The following is a 15,915-nucleotide window of genomic DNA, read 5'->3' on the forward strand; positions in this document are numbered from 1 at the left end:
GATCCATGTCAACTATGTGACAAAACCGTGTAAGCCTGGTGCCGGGCAACAGGCACCATACTCCGCTTTCCATTTCCAAAAAGGAGACTCCCATGCCCCGTGAAGTTGTTGTAGTCAGCGGTGTGCGCACCGCCATTGGTACCTTTGGCGGCAGCCTGAAAGACCAGGCGCCCAGCGCCTTGGGCGGCCAGGTGCTGCGTGAAGCGCTGCTGCGCGCCGGCGTGGACGGTGCCGATGTAGGCCACGTGGTGTTCGGCCATGTGGTCAACACCGAGCCCAAGGACATGTATTTGTCGCGCGTGGCGGCCATCCAGGGCGGCTGCAGTCAGGAAACGCCGGCCTTTAACGTGAACCGCCTGTGCGGCTCCGGCCTGCAGGCCATCGTGTCGGCGGCCCAGTCGATTTTACTCGGCGATACCGACATCGCCATCGGCGGCGGTGCCGAGAGCATGAGCCGCGCGCCCTACGCCTCGCTGAACACCCGCTGGGGCGCGCGCATGGGCGACACACAGATGGTGGACATGATGGTCGGTGCGCTGCACGACCCGTTCCAGAACATCCACATGGGCGTGACCGCCGAGAACATCGCCAAGAAATGGGGCATCAGCCGCGAGACGCAGGATGCGCTGGCGGTAGAAAGCCATAACCGCGCCGAACGCGCCACGCAGGCCGGCTACTTCAAAGAGCAGATCCTGCCCATCGTCTTGAAAAGCAAGAAAGGCGATGTGGCATTTGCCGACGATGAACATTTCCGCTCCAACTGCACCCTGGCCGACATGGCCAAGCTCAAGCCGGTCTTCATCAAGGAGAACGGCACCGTCACCGCAGGCAATGCCTCCGGTCTGAACGACGCGGCTGCCGCCGTGCTGCTGATGGAAAAGTCCCAGGCCGAAGCGCGTGGCCTGAAGCCGCTGGCCCGCCTGGTGGCCTATGCGCACGCCGGCGTGGACCCGCAGTACATGGGCATAGGCCCGGTGCCGGCGAGCCAGAAGGCGCTGAAACTGGCCGGGCTGACGGTGCAGGACCTGGACGTGATCGAGGCCAACGAAGCCTTTGCCGCCCAGGCCTGCGCCGTAACCCAGGACCTGGGGCTGGACCCGGCCAAGGTGAACCCCAACGGTTCAGGCATCTCGCTAGGCCACCCGATAGGCGCCACAGGGGCGGTGATCACCGTCAAGGCCTTGTACGAACTGCAACGCATCCAGGGCCGTTATGCACTAGTGACCATGTGCATCGGCGGCGGCCAGGGGATTGCGGCGATTTTCGAGCGCATGTAAACCCGGACGGTATGCAACACCTGAGACCGATCCACTACTTGGAAGTCAACGTGAATGCCATGCCGTCGGGGGCAAGACATACCTCCGACAAAGCCAGGAGCTGCTCGCGAGGCACGGCTTTGCTGAAAAGAAAGCCTTGTACCAGCTGACAGCCCTCTGCTGCCAAAAAGTCGGCCTGCTCCCGCGTTTCCACACCTTCGGCCACCACTTGTTGGTTCAAGGAACGGGCGATGGACAAGATGGCCCGCACCAGTTCGGTTCGAAAATCGGTGGTCACAGAATGGATAAATGAACGGTCGATCTTGAGCGTGTCGATGGGAAAGCGGGCCAGATAGGCCAGGGCCGAATAGCCGGTACCAAAGTCGTCAATGGCTATCGTCACCCCCATGCCGCGCAGCGCCTGCAAGGTACTGAGCACGGGGCCATCTTCGTCGAGCAGCAGGCTTTCCGTGATTTCCAGCTCCAACCACTGGGGCCGGCAACCGGTCTCCAACAGAATGCCCGCCACCTGCTCCACCAGACCCGGTGTCTGGATCTGGCGAGCCGATAGATTGACCGCCACTTTGCGCGGCACGACTGCCTGGGAATTCCACGCAACGGCAGTGCAGCAGGATTCGCGCAACACCCAGGCGCCCAGTTCATTGATCAAACCCGAGTCTTCCGCCACCGGGATGAACAGGCTGGGCGAAACCATGCCCAGGCGAGGATGTGTCCAGCGCAGCAGCGCCTCGCATCCCACGACTGCACACGACTCCAGCAGCACCTTGGGTTGGTAGTGCAACGCCAACTCACCGCGCTCAAACGCGTGGCGCAAATCGGATTCAAGCGTCAGCCGCTCCTGGGCCCGGGTCGTCAAATCCTTGGAGTAGAACCGGAAGCTATTGCGCCCGCTGTGTTTGGCAGAGTACATCGCGGAGTCCGCGTATTTGAGCAGCTCTTGCGCCACCGCACTGTCTGACGGATAGACCGAAATGCCCATGCTGCAGGACACAAATATCTCCCGCCCCTCCAACCAAAAGCTTTGGTTGAAGGCGGCCCGCACCTTGCCCGCCACGCGCGTGAGATCTGGCCCCGCATGCATTTTTGGCAGCAGAATGCCGAACTCATCACCGCCCAGCCTGGCGATAGTGTCATAGCTGCGCACACTGGCACGCAGGCGCATGGCCACCTCTTTGAGCAAGGCGTCTCCCGCGGCATGGCCCATGCTGTCATTGATCTGCTTGAAGCGATCCAGGTCCACCACCATCACCCCGGCCTGGTAGCGGTGGTAGGCTGCATCGTTCAGCATTTGGGCCAGACGGTCGTTGAACAAAACCCGGTTTGGCATGCCCGTCAGCGGGTCGTAAAACGCCATCTGGTGGATCTGGTCCTGGTAGGCTTTGAGCTCGGTAATGTCGCGCCCCACCATCAAGATGCTGGCCACCCGGCCATCGACACCCACCTCGGGCGTCAGGCTCACCAGGCTACAAATGCTACGGCCCTGGGCGTCGGACCAGTGCAGCTCAAACTCAAGCGACTCTTTGCTGTCCACCACGCACACCAGGCGCTGCGTCAAAGGCTGTCCTGCCGATGCGCCCCATAGCGCCGCTGGCGAACACCCCAGCGCACCCGTATTGAGTCGATCCAAAGCCCGGAGCAACACCGGGTTGGCATAACGGCAGCGGCACTGCAGGTCAAAACGGGCAATAACATCTGGCGAATGCTCCACCAGGGTGCGGTATTCGCGCTCACGGTTGGTCAGCTCCTGCTGCAACTCCAGCCGCTGCGTCACATCGCGTGAAACGGTAATGAAGCGTGACCCCGACTCCCCCACACTACGCATGTGTGACACCGACAATTCAAAATAGCGCAACCCCAGCGGAGTCATGACCGGTATGACATGGCCCAAAGAAACGCCAGACTTCTCTGCCTCGATGTAGGCAAGCTCGGCGATGGCAACGCTTTCGGGCGAAAGCACGTCCCCCAATGTTCGCCCCAGCAAGCTCTCCCGGTTTGCCGCCAGGAGCTCGGGGCTGCGCGTCCATACGTTCAGATAACGGCCATTTCGATCTGTTTCAAACAGCAGGTCCGGTATGGCATCAATGACGCCCTGCGTGAAGGCCAGCGCCTTCTGAAGCTCGCTCTCCGTATGCTTGCGATCCGTGATGTCTCTGGAATAGCCAACTGTGCCCACCACCTTGCCATGTTCATGCAACGGTGACTTCCAGACCTCCATCCAGCGCCGTTGGCCATGCTCGTCGACGTAGATCTCCTCCACGTAATGGGCCTGCCCCGACGCCATGACGGCTTTGTCATCGGAAACATAGATCTCCGCCAAGTCCTGGGGAAAGAAATCAAACTCGGTACGACCTTCCAGTTCCGCCGTAGAACCCACGCGCGCCACCCTGGCATACGCGGTGTTGGCTGCCAGCAGACGGCTTTGCGTGTCCTTGAGCCAGACAAAAAATGGAAACTCGTCCAGCAGGGTGCGCCAATACTGCTGGCGTTGCAGCAGAGCCGCTTGCAGCTGCTTGGATTCCGACATGTCATGAACGATGGACACGGCAAACAAGTGCTCGCCCATCCGCAAAGTCACACCATGCACCCGCACCGGAATCAGGTTGCCGCTTTGCGTCCTGTGCACGGATTCAATGACGAAGGCCTGTCCCTGCGGCTTGTGCAGTATTTCCAGGCATTGCTCCCATGAAATATTCGGATCGATGTCTGGCGGCCCCATGGTCAGCAAGGTTTCGCGGCCGTATCCAAGGACCCGTACGGCGGCATCGTTGGCATAAACGAAACGCCTTTCCTCACCCACGATGAACACACCATCCTGGGACAAGGCGAGCCCCTTGCCCAATAGCACCCAGGCCAGACCCGCGTCATCGCTAAGCGTACTCAAGTCGCTTTGTGCCAAAACCACCGAGTCTTCGACTCTTGTCATGTGCCCCTTGCCTGCATACGTCTCCACCAAGGAAATAGGAGTGAAACAAAGCTCTGCCCACGAGGGCCTTTCACCAGCGATGGGCTAGGGCTGCCCCAAATGCATTAGCAAGTATCGCACCGCGCGGCATACGTGTATCAAATTGAAAGCAAGCCGTGTACAGAGAGCTTGCATGGCCTGCACCGCATGGTCGGATTTTGGTAGGGGCTGGCCCAGCAACGCGCTCTCATCACCTTACATGATCCAGTGGGCAAAAATCCAGTCACCAGCCAGGCAAGAAAGGATAAAAAGGGGAGCACCAGGCGTGCCCCCAGCCAGGCGAGGGCTTAATCGTCGAATTTGCGATTGCCGTGGCCATGGCCATGGCCATGGCCATGGCCGTGACCTGGGCCGCGGTCGCCTTGGTCGTTCTGGCGGAAGTCCTGGCGCCGATCGTCACGGCGCTCTTCGTGGCGCTCCGGGCCACGCCCGCCATCGCGGCCACGCTCCCACCATCGGTTGGAATCATTCACCCTGACGAAATACACCGGACGACCGCAGGCGTTGTACTCGGCGCAATGCTTTGCCCAGTGTTTCGAATGCCCCGGCGGAACATACAAATACAAAGGCGGCGGCTGTACCGGCGTACGCTGTATCCAGACCGGCTGGGCATACAGCACCGGTGGTGGTGGCTGGCTACCGAAGCTGATCTGGCCATACACCCCGGGGGCAAAGGCACCGCCCACGGTGGCGTTCAAATACAGCTCCTGCGCCTGTGCCGAACCCGTACCAAGCGCCCCCACAGCCCCCAACAAACCCAGCACCAGACCGGCCTTGCGCAGCTGCTTAGCAGCCAACAACCGGGAAACCATAACAAGCGGATATGCCATAAAAGACTCTCATTCGAAAAAAGGACTAGCGATTAAACGCGACAACACAGCCGCAGGAGGACCGGAGCGACCATCCTCTTGTAACAATAATATTCCATGCTCAAAGGGCCACGCAGGCCCCAGTGCTCAGGGCGCTATCAGCATCTGGTAGATGTCGTCCTTGATCTTCAGCCGCTTTTTCTTCATGTCTTCCATGGCTACATCGGAGATGGCACCGCCGTCCTGCTCCAGCTGGGTCACGGCGTGGTTCACCTCGTCATAGGCTTCAAACAAGTGCTGGAAGCGCACACTGCTGAGCTTCAGGCTGCGGATCTTGCCCACCAGTTGGGGGTATTCATGGGCCAGGTCATGGTTGAGAAGTTGCATTTTGTCTCCTGATTGTTGTGGGAATGCACCTTAGAACGTAAACACGTTCTTAGCTACTCTGGAAGCTGCGGGCCCTGAAGGTCAGGACTAGCGTATCCCGGTAGCCGCCCGGTGCCAGGGGCTGGATGGGGGTGGACTCGTGCACCACGCGCGCATCGTCCAAGAACAACAGGCTCCAGGGTTCGGTCAGCGTGAAGCGCTGGCCGTTCGGGCCGTCGGCCTCAAAGACCCGGGTTTCACCGCCCTTGATGCCCGAGCGGCCCACCAGCAGCACGGCCACAAAGTCCACACCGTCACGGTGCGCGCCTTCGGGGGTGGGCCGGCCTATGCCGTCCGTGGTGTCGATGCGGAACTGGTGGGCTTCCACATACCAGGGCGGTGGGCCGCCGGCCTGAGCCCCGCCACGCAAGGCGGTGCATGCACGGCCCAGGGCCAACAGCAGCTGCGACCACACAGGCTGGGCCACATTGGCGTCCAGCATGGGCGCAAACCAGCGCTCCATGCCGCCGTGCAGAGCGTTGTACTCCACCGGCTGCCAGTGCGCTCGGTGCGGAACCTGCTGCAGCGTATCGGCCTGCAGCACAAAGCAGGAATGGCGCCGGCGGCGGTAGCGGCCGCCGTCCTTCAGGTATTCGTCAGGCGGCAAATCGTTCCAGCTGGGGCACAGCGCCAACAAATCGTCCAGCGTGCAACCCGCCAGCGCAGCCAAGGCCGCCGGGTCCAAGGTGGCATAAGCCTGGCGGTTCACCACATCTACAAACTGCGCCACTGGGGTGAATGGCGCGGATAACAGTGTTGTGCTCATGCTTCTATCTTCACGCCTTTCCAGAAGGCGACGCGGTCCGTGACCTCTTCGGCACCAGACTTGGGGTTGGCGTAGTACCAGGCGGCGTCGGTGTTCATTTCGCCGTTGACCATCAGCGAGTAGTAGCTGGCCTGGCCCTTCCAGGCGCAGGTGGTCTTGTGGTTGCTGAAGCTGACGAACTCGCGGTTCAGCGAACTCAACGGGAAATAGTGGTTGCCTTCAACCACGGCGATGTCGTCGCTTTCGGCGATCACGGCGCCGTTCCAGATGGCTTTCATGGGGATTCCTTGTGGTGGACGGGTCAAGTGGGTCAAACAAGTGAAGCGGCGCACGCCTGGATGGCAGGATAAACCAGTGGTGCCCCCACCTGCAAAGACCGTAAGCCTGAAAATACTATTGAAAATATAGCACTTGACGCAGGCAAAATCTGCGCTGGACGTGTTTTTACTATGAATGCAAGCCAGGTCGTATGATTTCGGTCAAGCGGCGCCGAACTCTGCGCCCAAAGGGCTCCATGGACACGCATTACCTGACATCACTCTTCTCCCCCGACTCGATCGTGGTGTTCGCCAGCCCCGAGTTGCAGGCCCTGCCGAACGCCCTGCGGGCCCAGCGCTTCAGCGGCCGGTTGAACTTTCTGGACATTCATACCACCGGCACGCTGGCCGACCTGGCGCAGACCCGTGCCGACCTGGCCGTCATCGCTCTCCCACCCGAGGACATGGCCGCCGCACTGGAGGTGGCTGGGCGCATCAAATGCCGCTCAGCGGTGGTTGTCTCCAGCGGCGTGCCGGCCAGCCTGGCCGGCGAGCTGCACCGCGTGGCACGCCGCCACGGCATGCATTTGATGGGGCCGAATTGCCTGGGCTTCCAGCGCCCGCAGCTGGGGCTGAACGCCAGCCTAGCGGGTGCACTGGCCGCCCCCGGTCCGCTGGCCCTGGTGTCGCAATCGGGTGCGCTCACGGCCTCGATACTAGACTGGGCGCGGCACAACGCAGTGGGCTTTTCCAGCGTGGTGTCGCTGGGGCCGAATGCGGCGGTGGACATTGCCCAGGTGCTGGACTTTCTGGCCTCCGACCCGCAGACGCACAGCATCGTGGTCTGCATGGAAGGCATTGCCAACGCCCGCAGCTTCATGAGTGCGCTGCGCGCAGCGGCCAACGCCAAGCCGGTAGTGGTACTGAAAGCCGGGCGCAAGTCGGCCGGCAACACGGCGGCGCATACCCATTCGGGCACCATCGTCGGCAGCGACGATGTGTTCGACGCGGCCCTACGCCGCGCGGGCGCGGTGCGCGTGCGCTCGTTCGTGCAGCTGTTTTCTGCGGCCAAATGCCTGGCATCGCGCTACCGGGCCGTGGGCAAACGCCTGGCTATCGTCACCAACGGTGGCGGGCCCGGCGTGCTGGCCGCCGACTGGATCACTGAAATTGAGCTGCAGCTGGGCCTGCTCAGCCCCACCACCCAAGCCGCCCTGGCGCCACTGCTGCCGTCGCAAGCCTCACTGTGCGATCTGGTGGACCTATCGGAAGACGCCCGCCCTGCCCACTACCGTGCGGCGGTAGAAGCAGCCAGCCACGACAGCCAGGTGGACGGCGTGCTGGTTATCCATTCGCCCAAGGCAGGCTGCGACGCTACCGGCGTAGCCCAGGCGCTCGCTGATTTCAAGCCCCACCTATCCAAACCGCTGCTGACCTGCTGGATGGGCGACGCCTCGGTGGGCGAAGCGCGCACCGCACTGAACGCGGCAGCCATCCCCACATTCCGTACGCCGGAGGCGGCGGTGGGTGCGTTTGGCAACATCGCTTCCTTCTACCAAAACCAGCAACTGCTGCAGCAAACACCACCGCCGCTGTCGGCCCTGGCCAAGCCGGATGTAGAAGGTGCGCGCCTGCTGATCGAAGGCGTGCTGGCCGAGCGCCGCAAAGTGCTGACCGAGATGGAGTCCAAGGCCCTGCTGGCGGCCTTCCACATCCCGGTGACGCAGACCGTACTGGCCCGCAGCGCCAATGAGGCGATGATGATCGCCACCCAGCTGGGCTACCCGGTGGCGCTGAAGATCGACTCGCCCGACATCAGCCACAAGTCCGACGTAGACGGCGTGGCACTGAATGTGATGAACGCCGTGGGCGTGCGCGACACCTATAACGACATGGTGCAGCTGGTGGCGCGGCAAATGCCCGATGCGCGCATCCACGGTGTGACGGTGCAGAACATGGCGCGCCACAAGCGTGGCCGCGAGGTCTGCATCGGCCTGGTGACCGACGAACCGTTTGGCCCGGTGATCGCCTTTGGCGCGGGCGGCACCATGATTGAGCTGATCAACGACCGCGCCATGGAGCTGCCGCCACTCAACCAGTTCCTGGCACGCCAACTGATAGACCGTTCCCGCGTGAGTGAGACCCTGGGTGAATGGCGCGGCGCCAGCGCGGTGGACATGGACGCGCTGGAGCGGGTGCTGATGCGCGTCTCTGAAATGGTCTGCGAGCTGCCCCAACTGCGCGAGATGGACATCAACCCCATCATCGTGGACGCCTCCGGCGCCGTGGCGGTGGATGCGCGCATCGTGATCGACAGCGCATCCCCCGCCGGCAGCGGGCGCGGCCCCGAATACCAGCACCTGGCCATACTGCCCTACCCGGCCCGCTACGAACAGGTCTGGCCCCTACGTGGCGGCGGGCAGACCACGCTGCGCCCAATACGCCCTGACGACGGCCAGATGCTGCAGGACATGGTGCGCGGCCTGTCGGCCGAGAGCCGCTACTTCCGCTATGTGTCCATGCTGTCCGAGCTACCGCCCAGCATGCTGTCGCGCTTCGCGCTGATCGACTACGACCGTGAAATGGCCCTGGTGGCCGTGCACAAGCAGCGCAGCCCTGACGCCAACGGCGAGATGCAGGAGACGGAGCGCATCATCGGCGTGTCGCGCTTCATTACCAACCCCGACAACGCCAGTTGCGAATTTGCGCTGGTAGTCGCCGATGACTTCGGTGGCCGTGGCCTGGGCACACGCCTGATGCTGTGCATCATGGACGTGGCGCGCGAAAAAGGCCTGAGTGAAATCCACGGCCTGGTGTTGGCCAACAACCCTGGCATGCTCAAGCTGATGCGCAGCCTGGGTTACACCATCCAGCCCTTTGCCGAGGACCCCGACTTCCGGCTGGTGACGCACACTTTGTGAGGTTCTAAAACCGGTGGCGGATACCCAGCCCCACGCTGTTGCCCACAGCCTGGTTACTCGCCTTGTCGTACAGGTAGGTAGCGTAGACGTCGGTTCGCAAGCTCAGAAAATGGTCATAACCCAGCGCTGCGGTATTGCGGGTGAACGACGCAACCGTCGGATTGTCGGTACTGGTGTGGGCCCACGAAACCTGCACCGCGCCCGCGGCAGTCACGGGAATGGACGTGCCGACCTGGTAGGTGTGCGTCTTGATGTCTGTCACCGCGTTGTCGGTCGTCTGTGCCGACCCGTATAACTTGGCCGGACCGAAGTCATAGCCCAAGCCCGCCTGGTAGGCCCGTTGGCCCGTCGATGGCGCTACCGCTGCAGTACGCACGTTTTGCGCCGACAGCACAGCCACGAATGGCCCATTGGCGTAGTTCAGGCTCAGGCCCGCATTGTTGACAGCCGTATTGGTAGCAACCTCACCCAGGCTATAGATCGCGGTTCCGCTAACCCCGCCTATTTTGGGCGACACGTACTGCACCGCGTTGTCCCAAACCGTGTCGCCAATCAGAGTACCGCCGAACGTAGCCACGTAGGACTGCAGCACCAGCGGTGAAAACACCACTGACGACTGGAACGGATTCACAGCCTGCATCGCCACGTAGTACGGCGAGGTTTGTCGCCCCAGCGTGACAGCGCCAAAGTCACCTTGTAGCCCTACCCAGGCGTTGCGGGAGAACGCTGTGGGGTCCTTGGCCGAACGGCCCGCGCCGCCGGTATCCGACTGAAAAAAGTTCTCCAGCTGGAACACGCTTGCCAGTCCGCCACCCAGATCCTCCTTGCCACGCAAGCCAAAGTAAGAGGTGGTCAACCCGCCAGAACCGACCACGGTGTTGCGCACCGTAGTGTCGCTGCGTTTGATGCTGGCTACATAAGTGCCCACCAGCCCGTAGAGCTGCACGCTGCTCTGGGCAGTAGCCTGTGTGGCAAATGCCAAGGCACTCAGGGTGGCCATGGCGCCGGCGGCCCATTGCATGGATTTTGTGTGAAGTAGGGACATGCGTATTCTCAATAATGTGAAGGTGGGTGTCGTCCAAAAGGGCGACGCAAGCAATCTGCTTTGGGCTATTCCCGGTTCAGTACCCGGTGCATTTGTTCTTGGTCCAGCCCGTTCTCCCATTTGGAGACGGCGATGGTTGCCACGGCATTTCCGATGAGGTTGGTTGGCACCAGGCCTTCTGCGAGCAATCGGTGCACGCCCAGGATCAATGCAACGCTGGTCACGGGAATGCTGCCCACGGTCGACAGCGTCGCCGCCAGCACCACGAACGCAGCCCCAGCGACGCCAGCTGCACCTTTTGACGTCAGCAGCAACACGCCAAGCAGCAGGAGTTGCTGGTAGATGTCCAGCGGCGTATTGGTGGCCTGCGCGAGAAATACCGCTACCGAGGCCAAGTAAAGACAAGTCCCATCCAAGTTGAACGAATAGCCCGTAGGAATCACCAGACCGACGACGCTGGCCTTGCAGCCCAGGTTCTCCATCTTGACCAACATGCGTGGCAGCACGGCTTCGGAGGACGTCGTTGCAAAGCAGATCAACAGTTCCTCGCGCAGATACCGCAGCAGCTTGAAAAGGCTGAAACCCAGCAATTTGCACAACGGTGCCAGGACCAGGAACACAAACACCAGGCAGGTAAAGTAAAAGCAGACCAGCAGATTACCCAGAGATGCGAGCGCGCCCGCACCATAACGACCGACGGTAAAGGCAATGGCGCCAAATGCCCCGATAGGCGCCAGGTACATCACAATGGCGACGGCGCGAAACAGCATCTCCGAGCCAATGTCCAGCAGCTGGACCACCGGCTTGGCGCGCGGCCCGATAGCGACCAGCGTGCTGCCCAGGATCACCGAGATCAACAACACCTGCAGCACGTTACCCTCGGCGAAAGCACCCACCAGGGTCGAAGGAATAATCTCCATCAGGAAGCTCACCGTGCCATGCGACTTGGTCTGGTCGACATACATCTTCACCGACCCAGCATCCAGCGCCGACGTGTTGACGTTCATGCCCACGCCGGGCTGCCACACATTCACGATCACCAGCGCAAGAACCAACGCCACGGTGGTCATCACCTCGAAGTAGATCAGGGCCTTGATGGCGACCTTGCCCACCTTCGACATGTCGCCCATCTTGGCGATACCGAGCACAACGGTGCAGAACACGATGGGCGCGATCAGCATGCGTATGAGTTTGATGAAACCATCACCCAGGGGTTGCATCAGCTTTCCGGCGTCAGGATAGAAATGTCCGAGGACGACGCCCAAGCCCATCGCCACCAGTACCTGAACCCACAACTGTCGGTACCACGCACGCCGCGGCTTCGGCTGCGACGCATCCGCAGCGATGCTTTCTGTATTCATTTTGTCTCCTGGATTGCGCTCGCTATAGCGAGACTCTTATGGGTATCTGCGAAATGGCCCATCGGCACACCGATCAGAAGTGGCTTGGACGGGTTGGCAGCAAGAAATCGACTCCGACGCCGATTCTGGGGGCACGAGACCCTACAAGCAAGTTCTAGCAAACGCTAGCAGCTATGCATCCACAGCATGGCTTATGAGAAGATCCGGACATGAACCTGAATCAACTGGAGACTTTTGTACGCGTTGCCGAACACGGCAGCTTCAGCAAGGCAGCTATGGTGCTCGGTGCTGCGCAGCCGGCCCTGAGCCGGCAGGTGCGTGCGCTGGAGGTTGAAATGCGCGAACCCCTGCTGCTGCGCCACGGCCGGGGCGTGGAGCTCACCGAGGCCGGTCGCCGGTTGCTGGACCATTGCTACAACATCCTCCATCTGGTCGAGCAGGCCAAGGAGAACGCGGTCACGCAGCGCGACGAGCCCACCGGCAGCATCGTGATCGCCATGCCGCCCACGCTGGCGCGCCTGCATACGCTGCCCTTGATCGAGGCCTTCCGCGACGAGCTGCCTAAGGCCCACCTGGCGATCATCGAAGGCTTCTCGACACACATCACCGAATGGCTGGTTTCAGGGCGCTGCGACCTCGGTCTGGTGCACAGCCCGGAGCCCTTGCCCGCGCTCGACATCCAGCCTCTGCGAGAAGAACGGCTGTGCCTGGTGAGTCCAGCAAAGCAGGCGCCCACTGGACCGGTGACCTTGCGAGACCTGTCGAAGTACTCGCTGATCATGCCCGAGCGAGGGCAAACCTATCGCAAGCTGATGGAGTCTGCTGCGGCGATGGCGGGCGTGCCCTTGCATGTCGAGTGGGAGGTTTCCAGCGTGTCGGTGATCCTCGACCTCGTAAGTGCCGGCATAGGGCACGCTACCCTGAGTGAAGACGCCATTCGCGTATTTGCGCATCCCAAACGGCTGGTCGTGTCGCCGTTCGAACGCCCCGAGATCAAGACCACGCTCTGCCTTGTCACGCCTGCGCAGCGACGGGAAACGCCGCTGAGGCGCCGCACGGCTGCGCTGGTTACGCGGCTGATCCGCGGTCGTTGATGCTTTGCTATTGAATTAATAGCTTCTCACGCAGGTAAATTCTGCGCCAGCGGCCTTTTTTACCCCAACTGCTTCCAGCCAATCACACCTGGGCGGCTGGCATAGCGCACCAGGGCGTCCAGCGCCTCCACCTGCACACGGGCGGCGCGACCACGGTAGACCTCGGCGGCCAGCCATTCGCCTTCGGCCTGCAGCGCGGCTTCGTCGGCCAGGCGGGTGTGCCAGACCTTTTGGGTGGCGTCCCAGCGGTAACCGCGCTCTTTCAGCGCGTCCTTGGCGTCGAACGGAGCACCGGTAGCCTGCAGGCGGTAACGCGTGGCTTTGGACGCCTGCAGTAGGCGCGCCAGGCCGCTTTCACCAGAGCTAGGTAAACTGGCCTGCAGCACGGCCAGCAAGGCATGGCAGTCCATCTCGGCACGGTGGGCGTCATAAAACCAGCCCAGCTCCAAGGCCAGGGCAGACAATTTGGCGGATTCACGGCCCTCGGCCTTCCAGTCGATATCGGCAAACGAGCAGGCCCAGGCTTTGGCGGCGAAGGCCGGCAAGCGGGCTTCGACAAAGGGCCGGTCGAAAGCCGCGTTGTGCGCCACCACCAGGTCCACACCATCCAGCAGCTCGGCGACGCGGGCCTCGTCCAAGTACTGGCCCTGCACCATGCTGTCGTCTATGCCGGTCACCTGGCGGGCAATCGCGGGGATGGGCATGCCCGGGTCTTCCAGGCCGTCATATACCTGCACCGTGCCGCAGGGCAAGCCGGTGGCGGTGTCCACGTCCACCCGCAGCAGAGCCAGTTCGATGATCTTGTCGCGGCTGTGTTCCAGGCCGGTGGTTTCGGTGTCCAACACCAGCAGACGCAGCACACCGGATGCGGGTGGCGCGGCAAACTGCAGCTGCGGTACCAGGCGACGCAGCACGCGGTAGTCGGGGTGCTGCTCCAGCTGCGCAGCCATGGCCTCCATGCTGTGCTCGGCAGGCGGCGGTGCGGCAGCGGCTTCGGGTTGCACAACTGCGAGCTTGGGCACCGGGACGGTACGCACGGGGGCAGGTTTTTCGGCTGGCGGCGCGGGGGCTGCAAAGACATCGTCCGCAAAGCCCAGGCTGAGCTGCTGCGAAGCGTCCACCACGGCCTTGCGGGCGCGTGGTGTGCGGGTCAGAGGACCCGAGGAATTGGAGGGCATCGGCAAGAGGAATGACAGAGGGGCGCCGAGTGTACGCTGCCCCCACCCGCCCCCACCGGCGACCCGCTGGCTCAGGTACGGCCAGCCAGCACGATGGCGTCGCGCGACAGGCCGTCGATCTTGCCGGTGATGCCGGTCAGCACGTTCGCCACCACCGCAAACTCGCGGCCAAAATTGCCGGCGCGTGCGGCAATCACCAGCGCGTTGAAGCTAACCACCTTGGCCTCGCGGGCCACGCTCTGGATGTCGCTCACGATGCCGGTCAGCTCACGCTTCATGCTGTCAGACTTGGATTTGCTGATGTCGTCAAACACCGTGGTGGCTTTGTTCAGGGCGTCCAGCACCACATCGGTCTGCTCCACCAACTGGGCCACCGACGCGGCCTGACGGTCGTCGCGCTGGGCTATCTGTGCCAAAGCGGTGCGCACCAAGCTGGTGAATTCCTGGATGGTGGTGGCCACGCCATGGTCACCGTGGTAGACCGCGTCCAACTTGCGGGCATTGGCAACATCCAGCGTCTTGGAAAATTCCAGCAGCTGGGCCTGGCTTTCAGAAAACAGCGCCAGAGTGCGCTCCGCCGCCTGGCGTTTGTCTTTATCCCCCTGTGAAGCCAACACGGTTTGCAGAATCATGCGCTGCGACAGCATACGTTGGCGCGCCGCCAGATTGACGGTGGAAATACCGGCGGGGCTGGCGGCCGGGGCGACCGCGGAGCGGGGGCTTGTATGCATCAGGTCTCCAGAAATCGACTAGGGGAAAGTCCCCGCTGTCAATGCAGCAAACCCTGTGCCACTCCCCTGCCTGGCAGTATCAAAACTCTTCGGTATCCACGTCGGCCTGGTTGGCCGAGCTGTAACGTGCCGCCGTGACGGTGCGCTGGTTGATGAGCGCATCCAAGCGGGCCAGCAGCTCGGGCGACAGGCGCACATCGGCCGCATCCAGGTCTTCGTCCAGGTGGTCCACACGGGTGGTGCCAGGGATGGGGATGATGTGCTCGCCCTGCTGCAGCACCCAGGCCAGGGCCAACTGGGCCTGGGTGCAGCCGGCTTCGCGGGCAATGGCTGCGTAGCCGCTGAGCAGGCGCAGATTGGCGGTGTAGTTCTCGGGCGCAAAGCGGGGCATGCCGCGGCGTATGTCCTTGGCGTCCAGCGTGTTTACGTCTTGCAACGTGCCAGTCAAAAAGCCTCGCGCCACCGGACTGAAAGCCACAAAGGCCGTGCCCAGCTCCTTGCAGGCCTGCAGTACCGCGATCTCGGGGTTGCGCGTCCACAGCGAGTACTCGGTTTGCAGCGCGGTGATGGGGTGCACGGCATGGGCTTTGCGCAGCGTGCTGGCCGATACCTCGGACAGGCCTATGGTCTGGATCTTGCCCTCGCGCACCAGGTCGGCCAGCGCGCCCACACTGTCTTCAATCGGCACGGTTTTGTCCCAGCGGTGCAGGTAATACAGGTCGATGACCTCGGTGCGCAGGCGCTTCAGCGCCTCTTCACAGGTGCGCTTGAGGGTAGCCGGGCGGCCGTCGATCACGCGCTTGCCGTCCACGCCGGTCATGCCGCATTTGCTGGCCAGGGTGAACTTGTTACGGTGCTTCGACAGAGCACGCCCCACCAGCTCTTCATTGCTGCCAAAGCCGTACAGCGCGGCAGTGTCAAACAGGGTCACGCCGCGGTCCAGCGCGTGCAGCAAGACGGATTCGCCCTGCTCTGCCGTGACCGGCGCGCCATAGGCGTGGCTCACGTTCATGCAACCCAGGCCGATGGCGGAAACTTGGAAGGGGCCGAGCGCGCGGTTTTGCATAGCTTTCAACTCTCCATAAAAA

13 protein-coding genes are annotated in these 15,915 nt (G+C 62.3%); 3 read left to right on the forward strand and 10 right to left on the reverse strand.

Features of this window, described 5'->3' with window-relative positions:
* The first annotated feature begins 92 nt into the window (after positions 1 to 92).
* Entirely contained in the window at positions 93 to 1,277 is a 1,185-nt protein-coding gene (bktB, locus tag AC07VY_RS14065) for a beta-ketothiolase BktB (RefSeq protein WP_495098155.1), read from the forward strand.
* A 34-nt stretch (positions 1,278 to 1,311) separates the two neighbouring features.
* On the opposite strand, the gene AC07VY_RS14070 is transcribed toward bktB, so the two are convergent.
* From AC07VY_RS14070 to AC07VY_RS14090, 5 genes are all read right to left on the reverse strand, one after another.
* The gene (locus AC07VY_RS14070) at positions 1,312 to 4,200 is read right to left on the reverse strand and encodes a sensor domain-containing protein (RefSeq protein WP_495098154.1); all 2,889 of its coding nucleotides are present in this window, start codon (positions 4,198 to 4,200) and stop codon (positions 1,312 to 1,314) included.
* Between the two features lie 326 nt (positions 4,201 to 4,526).
* Positions 4,527 to 5,069 carry a hypothetical protein gene (locus AC07VY_RS14075; RefSeq protein WP_495098153.1) on the reverse strand — a complete coding sequence of 181 codons (543 nt, stop codon included), beginning with the start codon at positions 5,067 to 5,069 and terminating at the stop codon, positions 4,527 to 4,529.
* 126 nt (positions 5,070 to 5,195) lie between these two features.
* Positions 5,196 to 5,435, reverse strand: a complete 240-nt coding sequence (locus AC07VY_RS14080) for an HP1242/YdcH family protein (RefSeq protein ID WP_495074347.1) — start codon at positions 5,433 to 5,435, stop codon at positions 5,196 to 5,198.
* A 49-nt stretch (positions 5,436 to 5,484) separates the two neighbouring features.
* Entirely contained in the window at positions 5,485 to 6,240 is a 756-nt protein-coding gene (locus AC07VY_RS14085; protein WP_495098152.1) for a 2OG-Fe dioxygenase family protein, read from the reverse strand.
* Complete coding sequence (locus tag AC07VY_RS14090; protein WP_490592915.1) at positions 6,237 to 6,518, reverse strand: DUF427 domain-containing protein; 282 nt, start codon at positions 6,516 to 6,518, stop codon at positions 6,237 to 6,239. The genes AC07VY_RS14085 and AC07VY_RS14090 overlap by 4 nt, the downstream gene beginning before the upstream one ends.
* A 236-nt stretch (positions 6,519 to 6,754) precedes the next feature.
* Here AC07VY_RS14090 and AC07VY_RS14095 point away from each other — a divergent pair, with 236 nt between their 5' ends.
* Positions 6,755 to 9,418, forward strand: a complete 2,664-nt coding sequence (locus AC07VY_RS14095; RefSeq protein WP_495098151.1) for a bifunctional acetate--CoA ligase family protein/GNAT family N-acetyltransferase — start codon at positions 6,755 to 6,757, stop codon at positions 9,416 to 9,418.
* Positions 9,419 to 9,422: 4 nt separating this feature from the next.
* Here AC07VY_RS14095 and AC07VY_RS14100 read toward each other — a convergent pair whose 3' ends face one another.
* Positions 9,423 to 10,463 carry a porin gene (locus AC07VY_RS14100; RefSeq protein WP_495098150.1) on the reverse strand — a complete coding sequence of 347 codons (1,041 nt, stop codon included), beginning with the start codon at positions 10,461 to 10,463 and terminating at the stop codon, positions 9,423 to 9,425.
* 65 nt (positions 10,464 to 10,528) lie between these two features.
* Positions 10,529 to 11,824 (reverse strand): C4-dicarboxylate transporter DctA, encoded by a 1,296-nt coding sequence (dctA, locus tag AC07VY_RS14105; protein WP_495098149.1) that lies wholly within the window; start codon positions 11,822 to 11,824, stop codon positions 10,529 to 10,531.
* A 209-nt stretch (positions 11,825 to 12,033) separates the two neighbouring features.
* On the opposite strand from dctA, the gene AC07VY_RS14110 reads away from it, so the two are divergent.
* Complete coding sequence (locus AC07VY_RS14110) at positions 12,034 to 12,918, forward strand: LysR family transcriptional regulator (protein WP_495074352.1); 885 nt, start codon at positions 12,034 to 12,036, stop codon at positions 12,916 to 12,918.
* Between the two features lie 59 nt (positions 12,919 to 12,977).
* Here the strand turns inward: AC07VY_RS14110 and AC07VY_RS14115 are convergent, their stop codons facing one another.
* The 3 genes from AC07VY_RS14115 to AC07VY_RS14125 all read right to left on the reverse strand — a co-directional run bounded on the left by AC07VY_RS14115 (position 12,978) and on the right by AC07VY_RS14125 (position 15,893).
* Positions 12,978 to 14,096, reverse strand: a complete 1,119-nt coding sequence (locus AC07VY_RS14115) for a 3'-5' exonuclease (RefSeq protein ID WP_495098148.1) — start codon at positions 14,094 to 14,096, stop codon at positions 12,978 to 12,980.
* A gap of 71 nt (positions 14,097 to 14,167) precedes the next feature.
* The gene (locus AC07VY_RS14120; RefSeq protein ID WP_495098147.1) at positions 14,168 to 14,827 is read right to left on the reverse strand and encodes a methyl-accepting chemotaxis protein; all 660 of its coding nucleotides are present in this window, start codon (positions 14,825 to 14,827) and stop codon (positions 14,168 to 14,170) included.
* 79 nt (positions 14,828 to 14,906) lie between these two features.
* A complete protein-coding gene (locus tag AC07VY_RS14125; RefSeq protein WP_495098146.1) occupies positions 14,907 to 15,893 on the reverse strand; it encodes an aldo/keto reductase in 987 nt (328 codons plus the stop codon).
* Positions 15,894 to 15,915 lie beyond the last annotated feature (22 nt).

It is taken from the genome of Rhodoferax sp. GW821-FHT02C08 (assembly GCF_059421805.1).